The organism is Kibdelosporangium persicum, assembly GCF_013280595.1.
Taxonomy (GTDB): Bacteria; Actinomycetota; Actinomycetes; order Mycobacteriales; family Pseudonocardiaceae; genus Kibdelosporangium; species Kibdelosporangium persicum.
In genome coordinates, this window is the sequence record NZ_JAAATY010000007.1 from 283323 (window position 1) to 304003 (window position 20681).

A 20681-nucleotide genomic window follows, 5' to 3' on the forward strand; every position below is an offset into this window, starting at 1 on the left:
CGCTCCCATCCGGCGTTCATGGTCATCGAGTGTCGGTGGGCGGCACGTTCTCGACGACATGCAGCACGAGATCCGCGTCCGGCAGTGCGTCCCGTGCGGTCTGTACGTCAGCGCTGGGTACGTTGAACAGTTCGATCCGCAGGGAGCCGAGAGGGCGCAGCCGCACCAGGTCTTCGATCGACTGGACGTTGTTCAGCGTCAGCTGTCGTAACGCAGGCAGCCTGCTCAGCTCGCGTACCTCCTCGGCGGTGGGGATTCCCTGCGCGGACACGGTTGTCAGCGTGGGCCATCGCTCGATTCCGAGCAGGGAACGTCGTTCCGGTCGCATGTCGACCGCGAGTTCGGTGAGGGGAAGGTCGTCCGGCAGTGGGTGCAGACCGTCGGCCAGCTGGGGATGGCGGATTGACAGTCGCTGGAGGCCGGCCCCGGTGAGGGATTTCAACGCCGGCACAGAACCTCCGCGGTACCCGGGAATGTGCAGCCGTAGTTCGGTGACGTTCAGCTCCGCGAGTGTCGAGAGGTCCCGCAACGCGTTGGCGTAGCCGGAGATCCACACCGAACGCAAGCTCACGCACCCGGCGAGCCCACGCAGGCTGCGCAGAACCTCGTTGGACCTGATCTCCAGGTGCCGCAGGGCAGGCAGGTCGGCAAGGGGATAGAGCCCGGCGGACCGGTCGGCGATGGCAATGTTGCCGATCAACTGCACCGCGGTCAGCGTACGCAGGTGCTTCAGGCGCGGCAGGACGTCCCAGCGGTGAACCTTGAGCACCAGATCCCCGAAGTCGACATTGGACAACAGAGTCCGGGCATAGTCCTCGGAGTACTCGTTCTGCCGCCATGCGCGCAGCAGCTCGTTGATCACGGCGCCCCGGTGGGTGTCGCTGAACGCCTGGATCTTGTCCCAGGCTTCCTCACCGCCGATCATCGCCAGAGTCCGGATGACGCACGCGGCGATCGCCGCGGGGTCGCCGCCGGACTCTTCGGCGTGCTTGCCAACCTCGATCGGGCCGGGCAGCAGATCGATCACGAAAGAGCCGGCTCTGGCCAGCAGTTCCGCTTCCTCGAGCCCAGCAGGCGGAATGAGCCTGCGCGCCGCGGCCATGACGTCGGTGCGGACGTGTTCGGGATCAATCACATCGACGTAACCCAGGGCCGCCGCCGCGATCAGTTCCAACCTGTCCGCGACCTCCTGATCCTTGCGGGTGACTCCTTTGCCGGCGCGCGCCAGCAGGCCGAGGAGCAGCTCACCGGCCTCGCGAGCACGTGCCTGCGCCGCGGCCATGAAGATGACTTCGTTGAGCGAGTCGTCATGGGCGTGGTCGATCAGATAGCCGAGTTCACCCGCCTTGACGAACTCGCCCGCCGCGAGGAAGTCCCGGAAGGTGCGGTGAACGAACTGGATCTTGCCGTCCACCGCGCTCTCCCGCATCAGGCCGGTGCGCTCCAGCATGTGTCTGAGCACCAGTGCGGGTGGCACGCCCTGTGAGCGTAAACCGGACATGGCCCTGCCGAATCGTTTCTCGGCTTCGTCGTGGCGCACCAGCAGCTCGGAGTTGCGCACCATGGGCGCGGCGAACCGCTCCAGCAGGATGATCTTTTCCTTCTCGGACATGCGCAGCTCGTCCTCGACCTGGACACCGCGGCGGACGTCCCACTCGCCGAGAAGCAGCTCGAGTGCCCGGTCCAGCAGTTCCTTGCGGCTCTGCGGGAGGTACATGTTCTCCTTGCGGTACAACGCGCACAGCAGAGAGCACAACAATGGGCTGGACACGAGTGTGCGAGTGTCCGGCCGCGTGGACAGCGCCTGGATGAGGCGGTGCTCGCAGCTGGTCAGCCATTCCCGTTGCTCGGGTTCGGTTTCCGACGCTCGGGCGGCGGTGAACCAGTGCCCGATGAGGTCACGCAGCCCATGGCCGCTCAGCGGAAGCAGCTCGTATCGTGCGAGGCCGTCACTGGCGTCTGGGCGGCTGGGGGCCAGCCAGTCTTCGGACACGGCTGACGGACGGGTTGTCACGACATAGCGCGCCAGCGGATAGGCCCGCAGCAGCCCGCCCAGCCACCGGCGTACGTCCTCCCGCCGCCCGAGCAGCAGCTCGTCGACACCGTCCACCAGCAGCATCGCACGCCCGAACCGCAGCAACGCACTCACCCAGCCGTCCGGTTTCTCCCCGGCCAGCGCCGGTGCGGTGACGCGGACGAGGTCCTCCGGCTCCGGCAGGTCCCGATCGGCGAACTGCCGGAGCGACACGAAGAACGGAACCACGTACTGCCGGGCATCGTCGGCGCCGTCCCGACGGTCCCGGACCGCGGCGGCCTCGGTGTGGGCCAGCCAGTGCAGGAACGTCGTCTTGCCTGCTCCCGCACCACCGAGCAGGAGAACATGCTGGGCCGAGGCGATGGCATGCGCACCGTTGGTGCCCGCGCCCGTGAGTTCGGTGTCGGACTCCGAGCGCAGCCGGCGCGCGATCGACGGCACGGCATAGAAGTCCGAGAACCTGTAGCGGGTTGGCGCGCGGCCCACACTGACTTGGAACAGTTCGAAGGTCGCGTGATCGTCGGCCACATAGGACACATACCTGCGCTCGAACGCATCGGCGCGCAGACGGTCACGCTGATGCGACTGGCGGGCCAGTTCGTCGACACCCTCCCTGATGGTGGTCACCTGAGTGGCCACGTCGACCTGCAGTGCCCGCATCACCTCATCAACGGCTCGCGCACGCAACGCGATCCGGCGGCAGCATTCGTCCAGCAACCGCTGATACGCCTCGATTCCCTGATCACCCAAGGCCGCTGACGCAAGCGCGCGCTTGCCCGCAGTACGGACCCTGGCCCGTAACCGAGCAGCGTCGGTCAGAACGGCGGGCTCGGTCTGGATCAGCCTGCCGACCACGACCTCCTGCAACGACTCGGCGACCGCATGCTGGGCGGCGTGCCAGTCGCCGTCCGGCAGAGTGGCGAACTCCGCACGACGCAGGTCGGCTAGGTCGTTGCCTGCGGCCGCGAGCAGCTTGGCGTGGTCACCCAGCGCCCGCCTCCGGCGCTGCTGTTCGTTCCGGTCCGCCGCTTTCTCCACAGCCCATTGGTGCAAGGCCGAAAAGGTCGCACCCAGCACCCCGGCGAGAGCAGAAGACAGCGGATCTACCAAGCCAACCCCCTCAACGGCACACACCACGGCCTACAACTCCACATTACCGACGACAAGCGACGACGCGTGCCCGCGTTCTCGGACCTGTGACTGGTAGGCACGGCACACGAGACCTTCACCCGCCGTTCACCACGACGTTCCCTCACCCGCGCCACACACTGGTTGAATCCAGATATATCGATCCAGAGGGTGACGGCCCATGCAGCACCACCAGGTGGTCGACCTCGATCCACTGACCGCACGTCGTTCCCCGCAAACGAACCGCGCTCGGCCGCACGCCAACCTTCCGGGGATGTCGGCTGACGAGGTTCGCCTATTCACCCGAGTAGCCGCTGATGAAGCCCGTGCGAGCGGCCCAATGCCGCAACCGTCCCGGACCATGGACGCCCAAACGCGGGCATCCCGGCATGAGCGAGGAAATCGGTACCGATGGCGACAGCTGACCACAAACCGCAGCAGAACGTCGAGGACATCACCAGGGAACTGCTCGTCGCGGCCTACCCGGAGAAGGACTCGTCCTGGATCGACGAGCAGGCGACGGCGGCCGGGCAGCGGATCACCCGGGCGAAACAGGGCCAGCCCTCAACGGCCGCGGCTGCCCGGCGGCTATCCGACACGGTGGTCAACCGCTCCGCTCCGCGCAGCACCCGGCCCTCGCAAGTCCCCATCGGGATCGGGCTGGCCGCGGTTGGCGTTCTGGCGATGGTTCTGGGAACCACGGAGCTGCAATGGGTTGCCGAGACCACCAACAGCACGGCCGGCATCGGCGTCCTCCTCGCCGTCACGGCAGTGGCCAGCCTAGGCACGATCACGTCGTACGCACGGTCGCGCCGCGAGCGGATTCTGTCCTGCCGCGTGCGGATCGACGCTCCCTTTGGATCCGAACTCGGCGAAACCGTCCGGCTGGAAGGCGAACGAGCCACCGTGGTCGATCCCGGCGTGGTTGTGGTGCGGGTGAAGAACACGGGCGGCACGCCGATCCAACCGGAGGATTACATCTCGCCGCTCAGCCTCCGTTTTCCCGGCCGGAAAGTGTTTTCGGTCGGTGCCACCGAATTTGAGCCGCCGGAACTGCAGCGCGTTCTCAACGCGCTGCCGGGCTTCACCATCGAACAGGACCGGGTGCGACTGCCGATGATCGGCCCGGACCAGGGCGACTCCTTCAAGCTGATGATCGTGCTGTCCGGGACCAAGGCCGGGAAGAAGCACCAGGTCGTCGTCGAGGGCGGCCTGCGGGACGGCCGGATCACCACCCGGGCCGGCAAGGAGAAGATCAGGCCCGACACGCTTGTGTGGGGCGGTCTGACCGCCATCTGCGCCGGGGCACTCGCCGTGGTGCTGCTGTTCAACAACGTCACACCATTCATCAGGCTGCCCTAAAGGTTGGTGTGTGTGCCCGGAACGCTGACAGTGGAGGGATCGAGCGCGTCCGGCCGTGCCGCTACGGAACTGGCGGGCCCGTACGCGCGTACTGTCGGGCGGTGTTGTCAGGGTGCGCACGCCCGGTAGTCGGGAAGGGCTGTTCGACGTCGTTGTCGTTCGAGCGATGGACGGTGACCGCCGAGAAGATCATCACGAGAAACCCCATCGGCTCGCTGACGACCAGGAGGTCCCGAGTCGTGTAGACACCTGCCGCATTGATCCGCAACGAACCGGGGCGAACTACACGGACGCTAACGGCAATGAGCAAGAGAGCAGGTAGGGCCTCCTGCCCGGATGCTGGCCTCGTCCAGCCAGCCAGTGAGATCGCCGGGCAAACCCACCGGGCTCCGATCAGCCAGTCATGCGCGGAATCCCTGATGAACGAATCCCGGGTGGCCATGACATCCATTCGTGTCACAACCACCCGAGGCTCGCCGGGATCGTCAGCTGTCGGGCAACAGGCCGTTCAGCTTCACCATCAGCTTCTCGAACCGGTTCAGCGTCGCCTGGTTGATCTTCGGCAGGAGACTCTTCTGGTTGCGCAGCAGCGCAGCAGCGGGCTTGTAGTGATTGAACTTCCCGCCGGCGACGTTGTTGGCCCTGAAGTACGCCTCGACGGCGCGGACCACCCGCGGATCATGCTCGTTGAGGTCGGCGAGCATGATGGGCGCGAGGAGCACCTTCTCATAGGCGGCGTTGACCAGCCGAAGGTAGAACTCGCGATCGAAGAGATCTTCGATATCGGCGTCCGTAGTGCCAGTGAACTCACTGACCTGGATCAGCCCGTTCTTGTCGAGCTGCCCGTTGTCGCGCAGGCGCTTGATCGCGCCCGCGTCCTGGGTGCTGGAATCGATCAGGACCGCGACGTGGAGTCTGTTCGCACCGAGCAAGGTCGCGAATGTGGACAGCTTGCCGGCGCCGCCGATCGGTGTCTTGACCCACCGGGTGTCGAGGCCCGCCTTGTTCTTAACCTCCAAGGCGTCGGTCAGGACGTCGAGGTAGATCAGATCAGAGGGGCCTTCGAGCAGCAGCGTGTGCTCGCCGACGAACAGCGTCTGGCTCAGCCCGATGCCCATCGCGTTGAGCAGCGGGAAGGCAGTGTCCTCGTCGGCCTGAAAGACGTCTGCCGAAACCTTCGTCCCGACTCCATCACGGTCGATGACCGTCCGCACCCGCTGGAAGTGGTCCGCCGAGACCAGGAACGGCGAGTGTGTGGTGTAGATGACCTGGTGCTTGGGGGCCAGCCGGGCGTCGATCAGCTTCAGCAGGTCCTCCTGGGCCCTGCCGTGCAAGGACAGTCCAGGCTCGTCGAGCAGCAGGATCAGGTCTTGGTTGGCTGCAGCTTCCAGCTCGTTGAAGTAGGCGAGGAAGCTGAAGAACCACACAAACCCGCGGGAGCGGTCGTCAAAGGGAACCGACGCCCTATGCCGGCTGTTGTAGACCCGGATCTGGAGGATCGGGCCCTCGTTCAGAGGCGGAAGGGCCTCGGTTTCGGGAGGCAACACCTTGAGCTCGACGGCGAGCTCGGTGTTCTGCGACCAGTACTCGAACACCTCGTCGGATATGACCGTGCTGGAGTTCTCGAGTTCTCGAATGAGGCGTTCGTGCTTGTCGTTGTGTAGGAACTCCTCGGGCGTCGTCCCGGCCATACTCAGCAGGCTCAGCAGAGCCTTCTCCCCACGCGTGAGGGTGCCGTCGTCGCGGCTGCGGATCAGATATGGGATGGAGACGGTCCCGGGCATCGAGTCGTAGTCGTCGAAGTAGACGAACTTCGGCAACCGCGGCCGCAGCAGCCGCTCGATGCAGCGGAAAGAGTTACCGCCCCACTGAACAAGGCGTTCGAGGAGCCCAGACGCCCTCGTAGTAGGTTCCTCGAGTTCCTTCAATGCCGTCACCAGGCCACCGACCGTCGTGGCCTTGGCCAGCTCCGCAGTTGCGGCCGCGTTCAGGTCGAGCGAACTACGGAAATGGTCGAGCATGACTTTCTCGCTGTACCGGATGCTCCAGTACCGGGTGGTGTCGCGGTAGCCACGCGTCACAGTGAGCTCCGGATCGGTGATGACTCCGACGCCGAGCACCTTTTCGACCGTGTCGATCTCGGATTGCTCAAGGCGGAACGTCGCGACGACGACCGGGACCTGCTCGTCTTTGGCCCACCGCTTGCGCTCGCGCGTCTTGCGGGTCGGGAAGTCGATTACTTCGTCGTAGACGGCCGACTCTTCGACCGGGTTGAGCCGGAAAAGTGCCCGGAGCGTCGCGGTCTTACCGGACTCGTTCTTACCGACGAGGCAGGTCACATCCGGCTCGACGGCGAATCTGCCCGAGTCTTCGACCGACCGATAGTTCGTGATGTGAGCATTGATCAGTTTCACGCAGTTACCTCAGGTATGTACGGAGCACTCACACGCACACAACGATGAGACTTGGATCACAAGAAGGGTGGCCATCTGTCACCCGTTCGTGAACCCGAGGTACGTTCATGACGCCAATCTGGACGGACCCCGGTCCTCGTCGCCCCATGCGCGCGAGCACCGGGGATTCCTATGTAGTCGGCAAGCTTAGCTTGGGACACCGACACTTTCACGTGCCTCCACCCGCCGCCGCGCTGGGTTTCTTCCTGTGCATTCAAACGCTCGCTGGCCGTGACGGCGCGCACACCTGGTGTGTCATTTTAGCGGTCAGTGACCGAACGAACACAATGTGGTGGGCATACCTAGTGTTTAGGCCCTACCGGGCCGTTGAGCGGCGCTCGATAAGGACGGTGCCGTGCCAAACACCGTCGAGTTGCGCGATGCGCTCGCGGATGCCCACGGAGGGGTAGCCGGTCGAGTGGTGCAGGGCGTGCTGGTGCGGTTCTCGGTGAAGATCGAGGGCTGCTGAGTCTAGATTCCGTCGTCGGCGACCCGCTTGTGCAGCAGGGCTTTACCGACGCCTCGGCCGTCCGCCACAGATTGCCGCCCCCATCAGCGACAGCCGCGAACGGGAACCATTGCCGAGGTCGACGTCATCCACGCCACCATCCCACGCCTACGCCCGCCCTCGACCGACTGGACCTGTCCGACGACGGGCCCACCAGGACATCGGCCGACCTGTATGAGAGATCGACCGAGCCAGCGACGACCAGCTGCGGTCCCCGCTACGGCAACCTCGCCCGCCGCCTACCCGACCTCATCATCGAGCTTGCCGGCGCCGGCAAACTCGGCGCCGCCGCCGAGCGCGCCCGCCGCGCTGCTCACCCTGGCGCTGCGCGCTGCCGACGGTGTGGCCTTCAAGTACGGATACGTGGACTTGCCCGCGCGGCTGATCGACCTAATGCGCTCAGCCGCCCAGCTCGCCGAGGACCCGCTGCTGCTGGCCGCGGTGGCGTACGTGCGAACCGAGACCTTCTTCGCCACCGGCCACTTGACACCGCCGCCCGCGCCCTCGAACTCGCGCCGACCGCGTACCCGACGTTGGCACCGCCTTGTCCTCGGCCCCTCCTGTGGTAGTTCGCGTGCAGCCGCAGGGATTTGAGCCTGCAGAACGCGCCCGGGAGATGGACGTGGCGATGAGGCATCGCCGACTGGATCGACGGTCATGGCGAGGTCGACAAGCGGCTTGCCGACGCGCTGCATGTCGTCGACCGTCCACTACAGACGGTGGAGGTCATCCGGCACGTCGGCGGCGCCGCGGTGTCCGGGCGGTCGCGACCGAGGAGGAGGTGTCGGTCCGGCGGATTCCGCCGTCCGGTCTTGGTTCCCAGGCAGCGGCGCTGCTGCCTAGCGTTGCTGAGGGCTATGGGCGTTCGGTGTCTGTGCCGACCGAGGCTCTGCAGGCCGCGGCTCACGCTGCGGGCGATGACATGCGCTCGTTACGGTCGCATCTGGAGCGGCAGGGGGTGTCTCAGGACGTGGCCCACCTGGTCGCGGTCATGAATCAGGACACTGTCGGTACCGCCCAGTTCGGCATGACGGTCTGCGTCGGTGACCGGGTTCGTCGTGCCGAGCACGTCATCGGCTGGTGGGCCACCAAGACCGGCGGCTACCTCGCTCAGCAACGCCGAAGCTCGTCCAACGAGTGCTGGACGACGATGACGCCTGCCGGCAATGCCAAGCTGGCACACCAGATCGACTCGGAACTCGCCCGGCTCAGCAGGCAGGCTGGTGTGCAGTGACGCAGCATGCCCGACGACCTTCATTCGCGTTTTCGTAGTGCGTAGTCGGGCACGAGTTGGTCGTGGACCTCGAGTTTGTCTCGTCGGCCGTCGGCGTAGGGGATGGCGAAGTTGACCACACCGAGCCAGTTGCCTTTCACGGTGGGCCACCAGCCGTACAGGAAGCCGTGGACTTCGCCGGTCATGTCCAGGCCGTGGGCGATGGTGTGGACGGGTGCGCCGCGGACGCGGACATAGATCCAGTCCAAGCGCACCCAGACGGGCGTCAAGACAGGGTGCCGGCCGTGTAAGTCGTCGCCTTCCCAGCGGGTGTAGGGGCTGTTGATCACGGGACTGCGCTCAGCCGAGCTAGGCCAGCGGTGTGTCGGTGAGCAGGTGGGCGTAGGGCGTGTTGTTGAACTCCGCCGATTCGGCCTGGCGGCCGTCTGTGGTGAAGGTCCAGGTGTGGTTCGGCCTGTCGTCGGTGACGCAGGACTGGCAGGTGACATGCAGGGTGCGGTCGGTTTCGTAGATCCGGTAGCCGGTGGCGCTCAGCTGGTGCAGTCCGCTAGGGCAGCGGGTGGGGACGAGGACTTGATGACCGTGACCTGCGGTGCGGTAGTGGGCAGGGCCGTGAGTCTGCTGGGCTTCGGTATCGCTGCTGGTCACGCGCGTCGTCATGCGGGACAGCGTAGCGCCGTTCGAACATATATTCGACTCCGGCGTAGGATTTGGCCCCTACGCTGCGGGGGAGGTTCGGTGTGTGTCGGGGTCAGGTCGCGCGTGCCACGGTGACGTGGTCGGTCTTGCCACGGCCAGCCTCAACGGCTAGTGCTCGCGGCCCATGAGGACACGCTCGATCGATCCAGTGGCGGCAGGTCACAGCACCTGTCCTCGCTCCCCACCCTCATCCGTCCAGCCTCGAACCGGGTCACCAACCGGGAGACTGACCCACGTCGGGCCCGCCGACGGCTACGGTGAGCTGCGGTGTTCGACGCTATCGTGCGGAGGGGGAGCCCATCCGAACCCGCACCATCGCCGTCCGCCGGGCTGCAGATCACCCACCATGTCGGGGAGGGGATCCGGTCGTTGTGGTTGCGGGCGAGATCGACGTGGAAACCGGGCCCGTGCTGGGCGACGCCGTGAGACAAGGTTGGACCAGGCGGCAGGCAGGCCGTGCGTCCTGGATCTGACGGCCATTACCTTCCTGAACTCGACCGGGCTCACGCTCTGTTGGACGCCACCCGGCACGCCTACGCCCGATGAGAACCGCTTCGCATCGTGTCGATGCCAATTCGCCTGGTGATCAGGCCGATCAAGGTCAGGGGCCTCGACCGCGTGTTGGCGCTGTATCACAGCGTGGAGGAGGCACTCAACGTCGGCGGCCGGCCCTAGCTGGGCGGTGGATCGAGTTCGTGGTGGCGGGTGGCCAGGGTGGTGGCGAGTTCCGCCAGTTTGACGTTGAGTTCCTGGGAGGCGCGGCGCAGGATGTCGAACGCCTCGTCGGCGCTGATCCCGCGACGGTTCATCAGGATGCCTTTGGCCTGCCCGATCACGTCGCGGGAGTCGATCGCGCGCCGCAGTTGCGCCTCCCGCAACGCGGCGAGTTCGACGGCCTGGTGCCGGCCAAGGCCAGCGAGGCGTGCGTGGCCAGCAGCAACGCGATATCCGCTGCCTCGCCGCGCAGGGCACCCGGCTCACGCGCGTAGATGTTCAGCGCGCCCGACAGCAGCGGCGGTTGAGCATCGGGCACCAGGACGGTGGACAACACCGCGTTGAAGCCACGTTCGGCGGCAGCGGCGCCGAACTTCGGCCAGGCTGGTGTGCGGGCGAGGTCGTCGTCGTACACATGGCCGGGTCCGGAAGCGCCGGGCAGCCTCCAGGCACGGGCCTTGTCGGGTGTCGTACTCCACCTGGTCGAGTTCGGTGGCCACCGGCGAAGTCTCCACTGGCGTGTGAAACGCGCCGTCGGCGGACCGCAGCGTGACCGAGACGAGGTCCGCGCCGGGCACGATCCGCTGCGCTGTCCACACGACTTGTTCGAGCACATCCGCGGTGGTGGAGGCGGCCCACAACGAGCGGGTCACGTGGGCGAACTCGGCCACCAGCGGGCTCGGGCTGGGATTGCCGACCCGGTGCTCGGCATCGTGGGCGTGCGCGACGAACTCGGCTCGGTCACGAGCCCAGTCCTGCTCATCGGCCATCTGCGATACCCGTGGTTTCCCCGTGCCCGGCGCCGGATCCTTGTGGGCACGGTCGTGATGGTGCCCCTCACGGCGCTACAGGATGGGTCGCGCTGCCGCCGCGGTGACCATAGCGATCACTACCCGGGCAGCGATCACGGTGACCAGACGGCCAACCCTACGCTGCTGAAGGCCGGAGCTACACCCGCCCGACCACCTGACGACCACCGCGAACGTAGCCAGCCGCCTGTCGCCGCTGCGCTCACCGTACGCGCTCCACCCATGACGGCACACCCTTTACTCGTGCCACAGACCCGCCTCGATGTCCGCGGCCGAGCTTGGCGATGAAGCAAGCCCGCTGGTCCTCGATCAGTCGCCAAGCAGGGGTAGAGCGGAGCCAGTCACCGTCGACGTGTTTTCGATGGCCCCGGCCTCGTGCCGTAGGTGAGCAGAGTCCCGGTCTTCCACGATCACCGGGATGCGTCGTAGCCGAAGCCAGAGGCCAACCGGTGCCGCACCATGTTGTTGCCCCATCAGTCCGCGGACCGCGCGGCACTTCGGGCCGGATGGTCGTCCGGCGCCGCAGGCGCCAGCAGGTCCCCGAAGGGACCGGGCGGACCCGAGTTCACGAGGCTGATGTCGAGTGGGGGTACCGAGTGCCCGCGTCCCGCCGTCGTCCCGGCGATGGGGACTGAGTGGCTTCCGGAGTGAATCGCTCTGCCGGGTGTCGGTGAGGCCGCATCAGGCGGCGAACGGTTACGCCGTCGTGGCCAGGCCGCCGCAGCTCTGCGGTGACCGAAGCGGGTGGGTGAGAGCGAACAGGACGTCGCGGTAGCCGGATATCAACCAGCGTGGCCATCGCGGCGCCTAGCGTGCCAGCGGGATAAGCAAACGCGAGGGCGATAGCCGAGACACCGGCTACGTCAGTTTCACGACAAAGACGTCCTTCAACCGCCGCTTTCTGAAGTCGGCGACGATACCGGCCTCCCTGAGGTGATCGAAGACTGTCCGGTGCGTCTCGTCAGCGGGCACGTCGAACTCGTCTGTGGCGCGGCTGATCAGATTGCTGTACGGCTCTCCCAACTCCGTCAGCACTGCAACGACCTCGGGTGCTGGCATGGGTGAGGCGGCAGCCAGCAGTTGTAGCGTGAGGTTCTTGTCGCGCGTGGCCGTCGCAACTCGGCGAACTTGGTCGAGGGGAAGTGTCCGCCCACGGGTAAAGGCATAGCGCCCTGCGGCCGAAAGCGCAGCGGTATCGTTGCCGGGTACGTACTGCGCGAGATTGTCGACGACTTTGTCGCAAGCCTGTCCCGGTACCACGTGACTGCCGAGGAGGTCTTTGACGAAGCCATTGATCAGTTCGGGCGTCATGAACTCCACGAAGTTCTCCGACTTCGCGATCGCAGGCTCGATGGCTTCCCAACCGGCAGTGCGGAACTGCGCGAAGGACTCCAGGGAGTCATCGACGAGATCGTGTTCGAGCAGGAGTGCCAGGAAGTCACCGGCCTCGGGTTTGATCTCCCCGGGCGATATGTAGTGGTCGAGTTGTAGGCTCACCACCAGGTTGACCCTCTGGCGAGCTTCGGGGATGGTGTCAGTCGCATTGAGGACGTCGATGGCGACGTTGAGCCGGACAGTTGCGTCCTCGCCAGCGTCGTCGATGCTGCCGGTCTGGACGAGTAGGTCGGCGAGGCTTTGATCGATAGAGCCGAGCGAGTCGCGGTAGGCCCGCACATTTCGAAGAGTCGAGCGAAAGAGGCGGTGTGCCGCGAGGTCAGGCCAGAACAATGGGGGAGCGGAGTCCAGGCGCTCCAGTCGACTATCTGGCGCGGCCATCGCGATGAGTTCCCGAACGTGGTCGATGTCCCAGGTTTCGGCGACGTCAGGGAGCACTTCGGCGAGGGTCGTCTCGGTAAGGACCGAGTACGGGGTGTGGCTGTCGTTCTCCACCGCTGCCAGGTACTCGTTCGGCCTCCGACGGCAGAGGGCGTACACGTCTGCGTTCTGGCATACCCGGTCGAAACTGACGTCTCCGGTGACACCAAGAGCCTCGCGCAGGTTGTCGGCCGTGAGGAGGTACAGGTGTTCGTGCACGACGCGATTCCGAATCGCCTCGTCCAGCCCCGCGAGTCCGGGAAGGATGACTCCTGCCTTCTTGATGAGCGCGACGACTTTGTCAGCGACCGCATCGTCCTGGTGACTTGTGAAGACCGCCATGTCCAGGTAGTTCGCGACGATGAAGTCACGCACCTCAGGACCGAGTTCGTAAGTCTTGCCGTCCACGGCATCGCGGAGTGCAGCGTCAACGAGAGCGGGTCGAACATCCGCCGGGATACCCTCGTCTTGGACCAGATACGTGAACACGCCAGGCCAAGGACGTTTGCTCAGCAGGGCGGCAAAGCGCGCTCGTTCCGAACCGGAGTTGAGGTATGCCGCGAGGAACGCTTGTGCGGCGTCCCCGAAGTTCGAGGCGATGGTGTCGGCGACGTCTACCGCGCGATCGTCGTTCTGCTGGAGGAGGTAATCGACTATTTCGATGTTGTAGGCGCTGACCGTGCGCGAGAAGTCCGCTGTCGTCTCGGCAAGGAGGTTCGCGATGGCCTCGGGCCCGCTGAACGTGTAGTCGATGTCCATCGTGTTGGTTTGCACGCTCTGCACAATGAAGTTGGCTACGTCGATTCCTGTGAAATCGCCGTAGAACTGTGCGGCATAGAGGGCGAAGTTGCGGTCCAGGTAGCCCTGCTTGACGAGATCCTGAGCAAGTCGCGACTTCATCGTCGCGTCGATGACGCTGGCGAAGGTCTTGTCGCCGTCCTCTGTGGACACGGTGAACCGGCTTTCGCGTGCAAGGTCCATGAAGTCTGCTCCTCGCAAGAACGTGATGTCCTCGTCGAGACTTTTAAGGGCGGACTGACGCTCGATCTCGTCGATCTCGACCCACCGGTTCGCGTCCAACGCTTCCGGGAAGAGCGCTTGGATCTGGCTGCGGCTCAACTTGCCTACCTCGGCGTGCTGACTGCCGTTCGGGTCGGCGCAAGCCAGGATGGAGACCGCACGGGTCTCGGCGACAGCAGCCCAGAACTGGTACGAGTTCATCTGGTCTCGGGAGTGCCGTGCCGAGCCGACAGAGAACTGTACGTGCGGCCAATGCGGGTAGGTGGAGGAGGCGGCTTTGACAGCCATCCCGAGCGCTTGCAACCGGTCGCCAAGCTGCTCGGCCATCGACGCCATCGACTTGTGCCTAGTTGGCTCGTTCAGTAGGTCGCGCTTGCGGGCCTCGCAGGCGTCGATGGCTGTGCGTACAAGTTCCCGACGCCGGTCGTAGAGCACGTCGAGGTCGCTGTTGCGGCGGGAGATCTCCTCGAAGTCTTCGAGGTGAAAGTTTTTGTAGGCAACGAGCGCGAAGAGGATGCTGGCGGACAGGCCTGGAGCGGTCTTACCGGAGGTGAGTAGTCGCTCAGCGAATACCGCGTACTCGTTGCAGATGTTCCTCAGCAGTCGCATGTCGGTGGCGTGCTGAGCAACGAGTGTTACGAGGGACCGATCGATGCCGGTGAAGCCGCTGGCCTTGAGCAGGTCGGCGAGGAGTTCGCGTGCGTTTCGGTGCGAGATGAACGGAACGAGTGGGATGACGACGTCGAAGAACTTCGTTCGGTTGGCGCGCGCGGTCTCGGCGGTCGCAGCGTCGTCGTTCAACTTCGTGGAGTCGGAGCCCAACCGCTCGAACAGGCTGTCCTTGATGGCGTAGATGAACCGAAGGGGTTCTCCCTTCCTGTGGCGCTTGGCCGTGTGGTTGAGGAGGGTGTTCAACTCTCGCAGTGCCTCGAAGATGTGTGGGTCGTCGAAGCGGTCAAGGTCCTCGAAGATGACGATGTCGGGCGAGACCTCGTCGAAGAAGTAGACGATTTCTTCCAGGTACTCGTCGAAGTAGGTCGAGGTGCGCTGTGTCAACTTCACCGCGGCCCCAGCCGCTGACACATCGGAGAGGACGAAACGGCCGTAGATGGTCCGTCTCAGCGCGGCGAGAACTATGACGACGAGGGCGGCGAAGGCGAGCCACGACAACACGCGGACCAGCCAGTGCTGGCCGGGTCCCGTTCCAGCCACGGCCGGTAGCCATCCGAGGAGCGCCAGAATCGAACCGACCACGCCGACTGCGATACTCGCTTCAACAGCCGCGCGCTTTCGCGAGAGCGGGACGATGCGATTGAAGCGTGAGAAGGCAAACTTGCGGGGAGCCGCCCGGTATAGGAGTTGTTTGACGAGCTCTTTCTGGATTCGATTGGTGAGGGTCACGCCCTCAGAGTTGGGTCCGAGGGTCGAGATCGCTATGCGCAGCGTCTTGTTCTTGTTCGTGACCTCGAACTCGTCGAGAACGCTGGACTTACCCGTCCCGTATCGGCCCGTGAGCGCTATGTTGAGATTCTTCGGCTTCTCGACTGCCTCTTGGAGATGCCGCAGGTATGTCACGTGCTGCTCGGGCACGTAACGCGAAGCCAACGATTCCAGCGCAAGGGAACCAGGGATGGGCGCGGGTGTAGCAGAACCGCCTCCCCTGTCGGCACCACCGGACACACCGGCGTCTCCATTAACTCCGGAGTCATCGGCTGGTTGATGCACATCGTCAGCGTTGATCATCCCGGTTCCTCGACTGCTCGGTGGTTCTCGGTGTCCAACTGTGCTGACCGGTAGCGCACGCCATCGGGGAGCACGCACTACGCGGCCATTCCTCGCCACTACGCTCGGCGGCCAACGCGCCGGACAGGCTCCAAGTGTGATGGCTCTCGTTCCAGTTCGGCCGACGACCCGCCGGTCAACCGCAGGTCACGCCATCAGGAGCTCTGACGGCCGCCTCTACGTTGAGCGGCCCGTGGCCAGCACGTCGAGCGCCACAAAGCGACCCGTCCGTCCCCACACGCGGCCAACACCACCGAGCACCAAGCGGTGGACCACGCCGCACGATCGTCGCCATGGCCCAGGATGTCTTTGGCCCGTGCAGTGGCCTTGCTCGCGAATGCGGCGACAGGAGGACAACATCGCCGAAGCTTTGGACATGGCAGGCGCGCGACCGGTACGCCGCCGTGGCGACCACTGGTAGAACAGGTTCAACTTGCCGTGTGAACGAGTCCGGCTGGTCCTGCCAGCCGTATGCCGGACAGCACCACCGAACCGGCCGGATCGCCGCCGACTGCGGTCAGTGGTGTCTGCGGCACCTTGCCGAGAACGCGGCGCCCGCCACGAGGGCATCGAAGAACGGATGGTGTCCGCAAACCTGCCACAGTCCACCCCGGTGCCGAGACCAACAGCCTCACCTGCGCCGCCGCATACCAGCGCGGGATGGAGCCACGGAGGCTGAGCGAGAAGCCTGCGATATCCGCAAGGATGCATTGTTAGCCAAGCTCAGTCGGCCGACGACGCAAATTCAGCGCTTGGCACGTCACGGTTACTCCGGTTGCCGAGCGGGAGCAACCGGAGTAACTGCGGGCACATACCAGGCCGGTCGAAAATAGGTCGACTCGTCAGGCACCGACATGGCGCAGGTTCGGAGTGGGCGACGACTGCGTTGTGGCCACGAATCGCCTACGGAGGTGTGACACGAGCAGCCTACCGTCGTGATCAGGTCTCCGTCGGGGAGCGTGTCGGATCGTTCGTCGGATCAGCGGGGTTGGCTGCAGGTGCTTTGCTGTCCCCAGCAGCTAGGTCTGCGCCGCGGATCAGCGCTTCGCCGAGCTGGCGTGCTTCGGACGGTGTCAGATGCAGCTCGTCGATGCGACAGTGTGCCTCGTGCACGATTACCAGGGGTGCGGCGTCCCGGACGTGCTGATCGAGCCGTGCGACAAGCTCGAATGGCACGTACCAAGGACCGTCCCCGGCTGGTGTGCGCTCGACAATCGTCGGCTCCTCCGTTGTCAGCACGATATGAGCCGACCAGTCGGACATGTGCCGCCGGTCGTCGACGAAGTCTGAGTCCTCATGCAGGTTGTCACACCAGGCGGGGCACGGTTCGGTTTTCCAATACGGGTGTGTCCGCGCCAACGTCTGGACGGAGGGAGGCTGTTTGGTCGTCATCGCGCACCGCCACCTTCAGCGTGCCGTTGGGTGATGTCACGACGGACTTGGACGGCAGCCTCCTGGAGATGGGTGGCCATCGTGAGCGCCTCATCTGGCGACATCACGACGTCGTACGGCTCCTCGCCGTTGCAGTCGTTCTCCAAGGCGCGCAGGTGCACGACCGGGTCGCAGCCTTCGACGCTCTGCCCCAGGCCGACCTGGATCGTCAGCCCCCACTCGACGAAGATAGTCCGGACCCCCGCCCGGTGATAGCCGTCCCAGTGCCACACGCGGCTGTCGACGATCTGTGGCCGGACCAGGCACCAACCGGGCGAGCAGATGGTATCCGGGTGCTCAGGCTCGCGCCGCTTCTCCTCGTTGAGCGCGGTCATCTGCTCTTGGCTGAGCGAGACGCCCACCCGGTTCAAGGCCGGTGCGGGCGAGGTCTGCCCGCTGTGTTCGATACACGGCGCCGTAACCGACCTGGTCGAAGCTTCCGTACTTGCGAGTATTGACATGGTTCTATCCTCCATTTGCTCATGCGTGTTCGTGAGACCACTCAGTCGCCGCGAAAGTGACTGGGTGGTCCTTCATACGACGGTCGATCTTGGCGGTCATTACGCGGAAGGGGGTTGGTTCGATCCGCTTCGGTGATCCACGCGTCCGGATCGTTTTGGTAGATCCGTTGCCGACCAATTGAGGATGTTGCTTACAGTAATGCGCCGAGCTTGCTGTTAATCACCCTTCGGAGTCGTTTCCGAACTTGGCGGGCTACTGATCTGCGGCACGTCCGGCACGCTCAGCCTTGGCCAGGTGCAGCGCCTCCGTGACGGCCGCAGAACTCATCGAGCGCCGCTTGCTGGTCAGGGTTTTGACGGTCAAACTGAGTCCTGCGGCGGTAACGTCGCCGTGCAGCGAGTTCTCGGACCGAAAGCCGGTCGACAGTTGCAAGTCGATCGCCCCGATGGTCGTTTTGAGGCTGTCGTCGAGTTGCACCACGTCGAGCACCCTGGTTGCCGCATCTTCCTGGCCGAGCGCGGCGTCGGGCCGTCCGGCCTAGCCCGGCGGGCCGAAGGCCGTCGGATAGGCAAGGTATCGTCGTCGGCATAGGCGGAGGCGTTCCAAGGTCGTGAGCAGCGCTTTCTATGTGTCCTGGGCCAGTCGGCTTGCGGCGAGTCGGCTTGCAGTCTCGCGTCTCGGCAGCGGAGTTTTGAGGTCGAGTTGCTCGGTGTTTCCGTGGACGTCTCGATGAAGCTGCCGAATCTGCCGCGGGTCGGTTCGTCAGCGTCCTGGCATCCGAGCTTGTGTCCATTCGATGAAGTGTGAGCAGTACAGGCCTTGGCGGCGCACGATCACGCTCTTCTCGGCGTTGGTGGGTTTTCGTGCTCGGTGACGATCACCAGTTAGTGGGCTGGGATGAACACCCGCCGGGACGGTTGTGACGCCCTACCTAGGCCTGGCGCGGCTGCGGAAGAATCTGGGAGGTGCGAACGACTGGACGAATAGTGATCGTGGTCGTGGTGGCCGCTGGCCTGGCTGGCGTCGTGTGGATGTTCACCGGGCGGGTGGCCGGTGATGCTGCTATAGGCAATGCACAGGTGGTCGGCGCGCTGGCCGGGGTATTAGCGGTGCTAGTCGCGGTTGTGGTGTTGTGGCCACGGGGTTTCCGACGCGTCAATGCGCAGCAGACAGAGAACGGGCACGCGGAGGTGGCAGTCGAGTACCTGGCCAACGAGACGTTGCGGTACTGGCGGCGTGAGGCCAAGGATCGACGGATCACTAATCCCTCGCCAGCATCCGTGCGGTGGGCGTGGGGGAGCCCGGATTTCGCCGTTCCCGCGGCGGAGCTGCAACCCGACCTGCCCGCAGTCTCCGGTGGGTTGGTGCTGGGGTCGACAGGCAAGGTACTCACAGCCGGGGTTGTGACGGAGCTCCGCCAGCAACTCTACGAATGCCTGGACGTCACACGAGGGCGGATCGTGGTGCTCGGTGGGCCAGGAGCGGGCAAGACGTCCGCGATGTTGCTGTTGCTCATCGACATCTTGGAACACCGACAGGCTGGCTCCCGCGTGCCCATACCGGTGTGGCTGTCCCTTGGCGGGTGGAACCCGGACAGCATCTCCCTGGAGGACTGGGCGGCCGAGACCTTGATCCGCGACTATCCCGCTCTGTCTGCCAGCGTCCACGGCGGTCGGGCCATCGCCAAGGAACTGATCCGCACCGGAAAGGTCGCGTTGTTCCTCGACGGGCTGGACGAGATGGCGCCCGCCATCCAAGGGCGGGCGTTGCAGAAGGTCGACCGCGACGCTGCCGGACTCAAGGTGGTACTGACTAGCCGTCCCCGCGAATACCATGCGGCGATCAGGGACGGGCGACTGTACGGAGCTGCTGTTGTCGAGGTCCTGCCGGTCGACGTTGACGACGCCGCAGCATTTCTGCTTGCCGAACAATTCGGTGAGCGTCGCATGGCTTGGCAGTACGTCACCGATCAACTGCGCGATCATCCGGATAGCGTCGCCGCCCGCACCTTGAGGACCCCGCTGGCGCTCAGCCTCGCCCGCGAGACCTACACGCGCGCTGATCCTGCCGAGTTGTTCGACACCCGCGCTTATCCCAGCCCTGACACGCTGCTGCAGCACCTGCTCGCGCGGTCTCTCATCCTTGCCTACCCGGACCCCGCCGAACGCGCCCGCGCCACTCGATGGCTGTCCTGGATGGCCCGGAACATGGGCGCCCGCCGGGACTTGCTCTGGTGGGACATCCTCGCCTGGGTGCCCTCCTGGCCCACCAGGCTCGTCTTCGGGCTCGTGGCTGCGCTGCCGGTATGTCTCACGGGTGGCAGGGGAGTCCTGCTCGGGCTCGTAATTGGGTTCGTGGCGGCAGTTGTGTCCGGGTTCGAGCTGGGGCCCCGAACTTTTGTTTTGCGGTGGCTTACGTATAGGGAACTGCGCGATCTTCTGGTGTCCGGGGTTGGTCCTGAGCGCGCTGTGGAACTCGCGGCTTTCTGGGCCAATCCTTCTGCTACAGCACGTGCTGGTAGCCCATTGGAGCTCTATCAGTCTGATCTGCGACGGAGTCTCGTCCTCGGGCTTGGAACCGTGCTTGTGCTCGGGCTCATCGGTGGGCTCATGGCCGATCTGGCGGTCGGGTTGGCACTTGGGTTCGTTGCCGGGCTCCCATCGGGACTTGGCCCGGCCCTACAGCTGACCGTGGTCCAAATGACCTGGTGGTCACGAGGTCGCGGGGTTCGGTTCCTGCCACTACTCAACACTGCGGTGCACAGGCAAGTCCTGCGCCAGGCGGGAGCGGCCTACCAGTTCCGTCATGCTTGCCTGCAGGACTACCTCGCAACTCTTGACCAGCCGAAATGACCAGAGGTGTTTCGAGTTCTCCGAGTACGACACGTTCACGGCGGTGCAGTTGCTGCGGCGCTGAAAGTCGGCGGTGGCCTGACAATCGGGCGGAAGGCAGAACGCGGGGGTCACGAGTAAGTCCTGAGTCGGCGGTGGCTGGAGACGCGACGTAGTGTGTTCAAGATCAGTTTTGTGACGACCGACCTGACCGCCGTGGTGTGGAGAGAGCGACCGCATCGTCGACCCGGCATACGGCAAGGCGTACGCCGCCGCGATCCCGACCTCGACATTCACCGTGCTGCCCCGCATCGGTCACCTGCCGCAGGTCGAGACACCCGAGGAACTGCTCGGCGACGCTGTTCGACCGCCTCGACCGGTGACATCTTTACCAGGCA

General features: G+C 65.0%; 12 protein-coding genes and 2 pseudogenes. 4 read left to right on the forward strand and 10 right to left on the reverse strand.

The features are described 5' to 3' along the window. Positions 1 to 22: 22 nt before the first annotated feature. Positions 23 to 3145, reverse strand: a complete 3123-nt coding sequence (locus GC106_RS15860) for an NACHT domain-containing protein (RefSeq protein ID WP_173130487.1) — start codon at positions 3143 to 3145, stop codon at positions 23 to 25. Positions 3146 to 3574: 429 nt separating this feature from the next. Here GC106_RS15860 and GC106_RS15865 point away from each other — a divergent pair, with 429 nt between their 5' ends. Next, a complete protein-coding gene (locus GC106_RS15865; RefSeq protein ID WP_173130490.1) occupies positions 3575 to 4525 on the forward strand; it encodes a hypothetical protein in 951 nt (316 codons plus the stop codon). A gap of 485 nt (positions 4526 to 5010) precedes the next feature. On the opposite strand, the gene GC106_RS15870 is transcribed toward GC106_RS15865, so the two are convergent. Both GC106_RS15870 and GC106_RS47780 read right to left on the reverse strand, forming a co-directional pair. Further along, positions 5011 to 6939, reverse strand: coding sequence for an AAA family ATPase (locus GC106_RS15870; RefSeq protein WP_173130493.1), 1929 nt, complete (start codon positions 6937 to 6939; stop codon positions 5011 to 5013). A gap of 355 nt (positions 6940 to 7294) precedes the next feature. Then, positions 7295 to 7506: pseudogene (locus GC106_RS47780) on the reverse strand (GNAT family N-acetyltransferase); the annotation flags it as partial. Positions 7507 to 7747: 241 nt separating this feature from the next. Here GC106_RS47780 and GC106_RS15875 point away from each other — a divergent pair. Beyond that, on the forward strand, positions 7748 to 8080 hold the full coding sequence (locus GC106_RS15875; RefSeq protein ID WP_173130496.1) for a hypothetical protein: 333 nt from the start codon (positions 7748 to 7750) through the stop codon (positions 8078 to 8080). A gap of 22 nt (positions 8081 to 8102) precedes the next feature. Continuing rightward, the gene (locus GC106_RS15880) at positions 8103 to 8720 is read left to right on the forward strand and encodes an ESX secretion-associated protein EspG (RefSeq protein ID WP_376777746.1); all 618 of its coding nucleotides are present in this window, start codon (positions 8103 to 8105) and stop codon (positions 8718 to 8720) included. A gap of 20 nt (positions 8721 to 8740) precedes the next feature. On the opposite strand, the gene GC106_RS15885 is transcribed toward GC106_RS15880, so the two are convergent. The 7 genes and pseudogenes from GC106_RS15885 to GC106_RS15915 all read right to left on the reverse strand — a co-directional run bounded on the left by GC106_RS15885 (position 8741) and on the right by GC106_RS15915 (position 17932). Further along, positions 8741 to 8974: a hypothetical protein gene (locus GC106_RS15885; protein ID WP_246365761.1), complete on the reverse strand. Its 234-nt coding sequence runs from the start codon at positions 8972 to 8974 to the stop codon at positions 8741 to 8743. A 94-nt stretch (positions 8975 to 9068) separates the two neighbouring features. Next, on the reverse strand, positions 9069 to 9380 hold the full coding sequence (locus GC106_RS15890) for a hypothetical protein (protein ID WP_173130504.1): 312 nt from the start codon (positions 9378 to 9380) through the stop codon (positions 9069 to 9071). A gap of 710 nt (positions 9381 to 10090) precedes the next feature. After that, positions 10091 to 10903 (reverse strand): annotated as a pseudogene (locus tag GC106_RS15895) (GAF and ANTAR domain-containing protein). Between the two features lie 897 nt (positions 10904 to 11800). Beyond that, entirely contained in the window at positions 11801 to 15520 is a 3720-nt protein-coding gene (locus GC106_RS15900) for a YobI family P-loop NTPase (RefSeq protein ID WP_446684934.1), read from the reverse strand. Between the two features lie 978 nt (positions 15521 to 16498). Beyond that, positions 16499 to 16951, reverse strand: a complete 453-nt coding sequence (locus GC106_RS15905; protein WP_173130511.1) for a DUF6907 domain-containing protein — start codon at positions 16949 to 16951, stop codon at positions 16499 to 16501. Further along, positions 16948 to 17325, reverse strand: a complete 378-nt coding sequence (locus tag GC106_RS15910) for a hypothetical protein (protein WP_173130514.1) — start codon at positions 17323 to 17325, stop codon at positions 16948 to 16950. Before GC106_RS15910 ends, GC106_RS15905 begins: the two co-directional genes overlap by 4 nt. 379 nt (positions 17326 to 17704) lie before the next feature. Next, entirely contained in the window at positions 17705 to 17932 is a 228-nt protein-coding gene (locus tag GC106_RS15915; protein WP_173130516.1) for a hypothetical protein, read from the reverse strand. A 506-nt stretch (positions 17933 to 18438) separates the two neighbouring features. Here GC106_RS15915 and GC106_RS15920 point away from each other — a divergent pair. After that, a complete protein-coding gene (locus GC106_RS15920; protein ID WP_173130518.1) occupies positions 18439 to 20304 on the forward strand; it encodes an NACHT domain-containing protein in 1866 nt (621 codons plus the stop codon). Positions 20305 to 20681: the final 377 nt, after the last annotated feature.